This is a genomic window from Paenibacillus chungangensis (assembly GCF_042675905.1).
GTDB lineage: Bacteria > Bacillota > Bacilli > Paenibacillales > Paenibacillaceae > Pristimantibacillus > Pristimantibacillus chungangensis.
Genome location: NZ_JBHTJZ010000054.1, coordinates 1 through 5,968 on the forward strand (window position 1 = coordinate 1; position 5,968 = coordinate 5,968).

Sequence of the window (5,968 nt, forward strand, 5' to 3'; positions counted from 1 at the left end):
TTCATAACGTAGTGATGCTCTAACAAAATATTGCTGATGCTCTAACCGCGAATCGGTGATGTCCAAATGGGCAAGTTGATGATGCTTTCAGCGTGAAATATTCAATGAGGGAAGGGGCTACTTTCGTTGGCGGTGTTGATCCGGCCAGCGTAGATCAAAACATAGAGAAATCGCTGGCGACAATAATGGAAATCGCCGTCGAAGCGAATGCAGGAGTTGATGTCCATATTCACGACGGCGATCTTCTCGGCATCTTCACTATGAACAGGCTTGCCGATCTGACGGAAGATGCCGGATGGCATGGAAGGGTCACTGTGAGCCATGCCTTCGGTTTCGCAGGTGCACCGGCATCCGCGGCAGCCGAGCTTGCGGAGCGGTTTGCCGCTCTTAACATTTCGATTACGTCCACCGTTCCGGTCGGCCCATCCCCTATGCCGATTCCGATGCTATATAACAAAGGAGTCAAAGTTGAACTCGGGAATGACAGTATTACCGATCATTGGACACCATTTGGCATCGGCGATAACTTGGAGAAAGCAAGCCGGTTGGCGGAGCAGTACCGTCATATCGATGAATTGTCCTTGTCCCGCTCGCTCGGCTTCATTACCGGAGGACGAACTCCTCTGGACCCGCACGGGAATAAGGTGTGGCCTGCCGTCGGCGATGAAGCCAGCGCCGTGTTCGTTCAAGCAAGCTGTTCCGCGGAAGCGGTAGCGCGAAGAGTGAAGCGACAAGCGGTCATGCATCGGGGGCAGGTTGTATCGGGAACGTTTTCCCCTTGAGACCAATGAAGCTGTGTTTTTCACCAAATAACATACATGCAGACTGAAAAAGCCGGCATCGCCGGCTTCTCATCAATCAATTTCATGTTCACTTCTTTTCCTTATAAAACTCAGGATACAGCTTGCATGTTTCTCGATGCGCGATACATAGCTACGTGAGATGCCCAACTCTTTTACGATTTCTCGTTGAGTACGCTCATCTCCACCATAGTAAAGTTTCGTAGCACTTGACGTACTTCATCTGTTGACTTCGTTTGCATGAGCTCATTTTTCAACTCATCTGCCTTATCAAATCCATTCATATATATCTTGAAAAAACGAAGTAAATGAACGAATGGTCTTGGTTCTAGTTCTGTTGCATATTTATCATACAAATCAATATGGTAATTTAATAACTCAATTTTTTCGTCTCTGCTATGCTCTCTAGGTGTTTTCTCAAAAGCAAATGGATCTTTAAATATACCTCTACCGATCATAACTCCATCGATTCCATATTGTTTTGCCAGCATTAAGCCTGTTTTTCGATCAGCTATATCTCCATTAATTGTTAATAATGTTTGGGGTGCAATCTGATCTCGAAGCTGTTTAATTTCAGGAATAAGCTCCCAATGAGCGGCCACCTTACTCATTTCTTTCTTGGTTCGTAGATGAATAGAAAGATTGGCAATATCTTGTCGTAATATATGTGATAACCACTCACGCCACTCATCAACATGTGAGTAGCCAAGTCTAGTTTTCACACTTACAGGCAATCCACCTGCTTTAGTAGCTTGTATAATATCTGCTGCAAGCTTGGGTTGTAGGATAAGTCCGCTACCCTTAGCTTTAGCTGCGATGTTATGAGCAGGACAGCCCATATTTATATCGATGCCTTTAAATGCAAGCTTAGCTAAACCTATGCTCATTTCCCTATAATAATCAGGGTTATTTCCCCAAATATGTGCAACCATAGGCTGTTCATCTTCAGTAAAGTATAATCTCCCACGTTCACTATATATAGCATCTGGATTACAGTAACCTTCAGTGCTTGTAAACTCAGTGAAAAAAACATCAGGTCTACCCGCTTTACTCACAACATGACGAAACACAACATTAGTTACATCTTCCATAGGAGCAAGTACAAAAAACGGTTTAGGTAATTCCTCCCAAAAATTTTCAATCAACTTTAATTCCATTCCTCTCGTCAGCATACGATAACCGCAATAACAAACAACATTATAACATATTTTCATCATGCAATTATTAACCTGAATTTCGAAAGCAAGACCTCATAAAAACATAATAAAGTGCGCCAATCTTTGGTAGAATGGTGTTTGTCGAGAACATCACCAACCAAGAGAGGAGCACCCTTAAGGTGAAGTCTACCACAAAAATCACGAACTTGAAAACGGAATTTTCTATGAGAAATGCCACTAATTTTGCAGGAAGCAAAGTCATTCTAGCCTTTCTTAAAACAATCGGTCTCGCTCAGGCTTTTCATTCCCTTGGACTATCAAAAGCAGCCAATGCGGTTTTCCCTACGCATCGAATTCTCCACTACCTCATCATCGGTTGGCTGCTCGGCTGCGAGCGTCTGTTTCACTTTAAATCGCTTCAGCATGAAGCCTTGATTGGTCATGCGCTCGGCGGTCTCCTTCATCATCACTCCTTACTGAACAAGGAGTTGATTCGGTTCGGCAAGTCACACGAAGAATTCGTGCCAGCGCTACGTGCTATGAATCTCGACATCATTGCCCCTGCCCTGCTGGATCGTACCGTTCTCGATTTTGATTCATCCGTTGAAACTGTTTATGATCATCAACAAGGCGCAGCGGTTGGCGTTAATAGCCATAAGCGAGGTCGCAAGAGCTATCACACGTTGCTTATGTATGAAGGGCAATCGCGACTGTTAGTCAATGCCGTGCTGCGCTCCGGCAATACGAGCAGTTCCACAGATGTGCTTCCGCTTGCCAAGCAAACTCTGGAACTGCTCGGCAAGCGGGAAGTGCGTTACGTCCGCTTCGATAAAGGCTTCGGCGGCGAAGACTTCTATGCCTTCTGGGAATAGCATCAGATCGGTTATGTCGGGAAGCTGAAATAGACAGACCGTCTGGCAAAGCAAGTGAGCGCATGCAAACACTGGACACGCTTTGTGAATGAGGATTGAATCATCGAAGGTATTGTCCTATGCTACAAAGCCACAACTTGGGACAAGACAAGGCGAGTCGCCATCATTCGCAAGATGCAGCGTTACCATGGAGACCACCCTCAACTCGAACTGGACTTGTTTTGGCAGTACGAGGCGATGGTCACCACAGAGTCATGGGAGGCCATTGACGTGTGGCGCTTCTACAACCAGCGTTGCTGCATGGAGAACTACATCAAGGAAGGGAAGAGCGGATTCGCCATTCACCTTATCCCTACGCAATCTTTGGCCGCCAATGAAATCGATCTCTTGCTCAAGCTAATGGCGTACAATCTGTTCGAGCGCTTCAAGCAGCAATGTTGCGATCTACTTCATCGTACGTTTACGATTCAGCGCTTTCGGCGAGTGTTTATCTACTGTGCCGGCAAATTGGTACGAAGTGGTCGCAAGTTCACTTTAAAGCTGGCCCAATCGTTCCAAAACTGATGGGCGTGGCTGCAAATGGAACGGAAAAGTATTTTTCTGGAATGATTGATAATCCCAAAATAAATATTGGAAATGCCGGAGCCTCTTTGTGAGGAGAGGGGGAATTTGTAACCTAATTTTGTCGTTCAACACAATTCTCCTCGATACCTCACCCATAACTGGATGTTATTCCCTTGTGCCACCGCTTCAAATGCTCTACCTAGTGGGCTTTCGTAATTCAGGATTAATAATATAAAGAATAATCGTTCAAATTTATCAATTTAAAACATTATATAACTTCTTCATTCAATTTATTCATTTTTCCTTTTTTTTCAATATTAAGCATAATTCTTGATTTATGTGTTTTACCTGTTCCTGTTTTCTTAATCGTTAGGTCAGCTAGAAGACTAAGCAATTGCTTTTCTTGATACGGTTTTCTATGGTGGAATAATCTATAAAACATTAGTTTCATGATTGTAGCCTCAATTAATAATTTTGATTTGTTTGTTCTTATAAAAGTATCATACAATGACAAATACTCTTCAAGTCTCAGATCACCATATAGACATACTATCAAAAATCTCTCAAGATCAGTTGGTACTTCTTTAAAACTTTCTTCGAGAATAGTTTTTAATTTTGGTGATCCCAGGTGCATTACCATAAGATTCTGAACTATTAATGGTAAGCCAGTTGTAAGTAAATACTTATATTTTGATTCTTCGATATTCTTGTCATTAATATCATTAAAAATATCTTCTATTCTATCGAACAAAAATGTATACAACAAAACAATTAATTTTGAGTATTTGTTGATACTGTTTTTTAAAGATTCTTTTTTCATATCTTTGCTGATTAATTCTGAATTACGGATTAAATTGGCATAAAGCTCAATAGTATCGATTAATTCATTTTGGTTATCTCTTTTTATACGTGTCTGATTATAATATTCAGATGTGCTCTCTGGAGAATCTAATAATTTATCTTTCGTTTCATCAGCTAGTTGTATTTCCTCCATTTTTTCAGAAAAAGACTCTCTATCCTCAAACTGGTCAGCTAAACTCTTTCCTACTGATAGTTCACAAAATTGCTGAATATCAATGTGATCGTTTATTGGCTCAAAGATCTCATTCAATCGTTGCTCTACAAACATTAAAACATCTGTACTTTTCCTATTCAATCCAGAATAGTATATTAGCTCATGTTTAAAGTTCAATAAGTTCTCTTTTGTAAGAATAGATTTTTTAAAATCTACATTTTCAGAAATATATTTAGCCATAAAAAGTTCATTAAAACACATGAATCTGAAATATACCTTGTTTTCATACTTCTCTAAAATACCCTTTTTGAAAAAGTGTGTCTTGAATTTTTCAATATTAACATAATCCAATCCTTTACTTGAAAAATATTCAATACTCATCCTATCAAATTCTAATTCTCCAAGACATTTTGCCTCATATTGAGACATTAGTGAGGCTATGTAAGAAAGAAAGTCGCTTTTAATTGTGTAATCGATTGTCTCATATTTTATTTCATCAATAATTGGCAACTCCAAAATACTCTTAACAAATTTATCAACTAAATTAGCTTCATTTATTGGAACATAATTGGATTGTTTCTCATAAATACTTAATAGCAATGAAAATGTTAGGGGGTTTTTAGGTAATCCTACTAGTCTTTGTGTTTTAATAACACTTTCTAAAACAATGTCCTGTTCATCCTTTGACAGTGTCCAGTACCATTTTTCGACTAGGTGTCTTACTTGATTCCTCCTATAAGAATATAAATAATACAATTTCCTAGGTAGGCTAAATTCCGAAACCTCCGCAATTTTTATTGTCTCCAATATATCTTCATTCATTGTGAATATAAATCTATTTTTATTATATTTATTATAGAACTCCATTAATTTAATAATCTTGGGCTTATCTTTTACATTAAAATCATCAATTAGAATTACAAATTGTCCTTGACTCAAAGTAGATTCTATATCCAATTCATTAACATTTTTGTCCAACAAAAAGCTTGTAATAGCTTTTTCAAATACATTTTTACCTTTAGGAAGATCCTTGTAATCAAGAACAATTGGGATTTTATCTTCATGGCCTGTACCAATTAGATAATAATCACAGATATAATTAATTAATGTTGACTTTCCAATTTCTTTTCTACCAACGAACAGTATATTATCTTGATTATTTAATAAATCATGTAACTCCTCAAAATTTTCATTATCTGAATTATTTGCATTTTCAGGCTCTGTTGAAATCAGCGGTGAAACATAAATACTATTAATATCTTTCGGAGCATGAGTATCTGGAGCAATATAGGAAATTAATTTGCTATTTATCTCATCTTTCATTTGTGTTCCTATTTTTTTTTTTATTTCAATGTTTTTTTTTGCATCAGAGTTTTCTTTTTTTAATTCAAGCATATAGTGAGCACGCCCATCTGGTGCCACACTAAGAGCTCTGTCGAATACTCTTCTTCTATCATACATGACTTATGCAGTTCAATCCAAAACCAGGTAATTCGATAAGAGTCATAAAGATATCATCAAAGTTCACGAAAACCCCTTGACTTTCTAGAATCATCACAA

The 5,968-nt window shown here is 38.7% G+C and carries 2 protein-coding genes and 3 pseudogenes; 2 read left to right on the forward strand and 3 right to left on the reverse strand.

Going from position 1 to position 5,968, the window contains the following annotated elements; translation table 11 throughout:
* Nucleotides 1-92: 92 nt before the first annotated feature.
* Nucleotides 93-782 (forward strand): annotated as a pseudogene (locus ACFQ2I_RS19570) (amidohydrolase family protein); the annotation flags it as partial.
* An 88-nt stretch (nucleotides 783-870) separates the two neighbouring features.
* Here the strand turns inward: ACFQ2I_RS19570 and ACFQ2I_RS19575 are convergent.
* Nucleotides 871-998, reverse strand: a pseudogene (locus ACFQ2I_RS19575) (sigma factor-like helix-turn-helix DNA-binding protein); the annotation flags it as partial.
* Nucleotides 956-1,957, reverse strand: a complete 1,002-nt coding sequence (locus tag ACFQ2I_RS19580; protein WP_377567243.1) for a tRNA dihydrouridine synthase — start codon at nucleotides 1,955-1,957, stop codon at nucleotides 956-958. The pseudogene ACFQ2I_RS19575 and the gene ACFQ2I_RS19580, both read right to left, overlap by 43 nt.
* 179 nt (nucleotides 1,958-2,136) lie before the next feature.
* Here ACFQ2I_RS19580 and ACFQ2I_RS19585 point away from each other — a divergent pair.
* Nucleotides 2,137-3,393: pseudogene (locus ACFQ2I_RS19585) on the forward strand (IS1380 family transposase).
* A gap of 268 nt (nucleotides 3,394-3,661) precedes the next feature.
* Here ACFQ2I_RS19585 and ACFQ2I_RS19590 read toward each other — a convergent pair.
* Complete coding sequence (locus ACFQ2I_RS19590; RefSeq protein ID WP_377567241.1) at nucleotides 3,662-5,869, reverse strand: NACHT domain-containing protein; 2,208 nt, start codon at nucleotides 5,867-5,869, stop codon at nucleotides 3,662-3,664.
* Nucleotides 5,870-5,968: the final 99 nt, after the last annotated feature.

Coding starts and splice junctions, on each gene's coding strand:
- ACFQ2I_RS19580 (WP_377567243.1), bottom strand. CDS start 1,957: ATGGAATTAAAGTTGATTGAAAATTTTTGGGAGGAATTACCTAAACCG.
- ACFQ2I_RS19590 (WP_377567241.1), bottom strand. CDS start 5,869: ATGTATGATAGAAGAAGAGTATTCGACAGAGCTCTTAGTGTGGCACCA.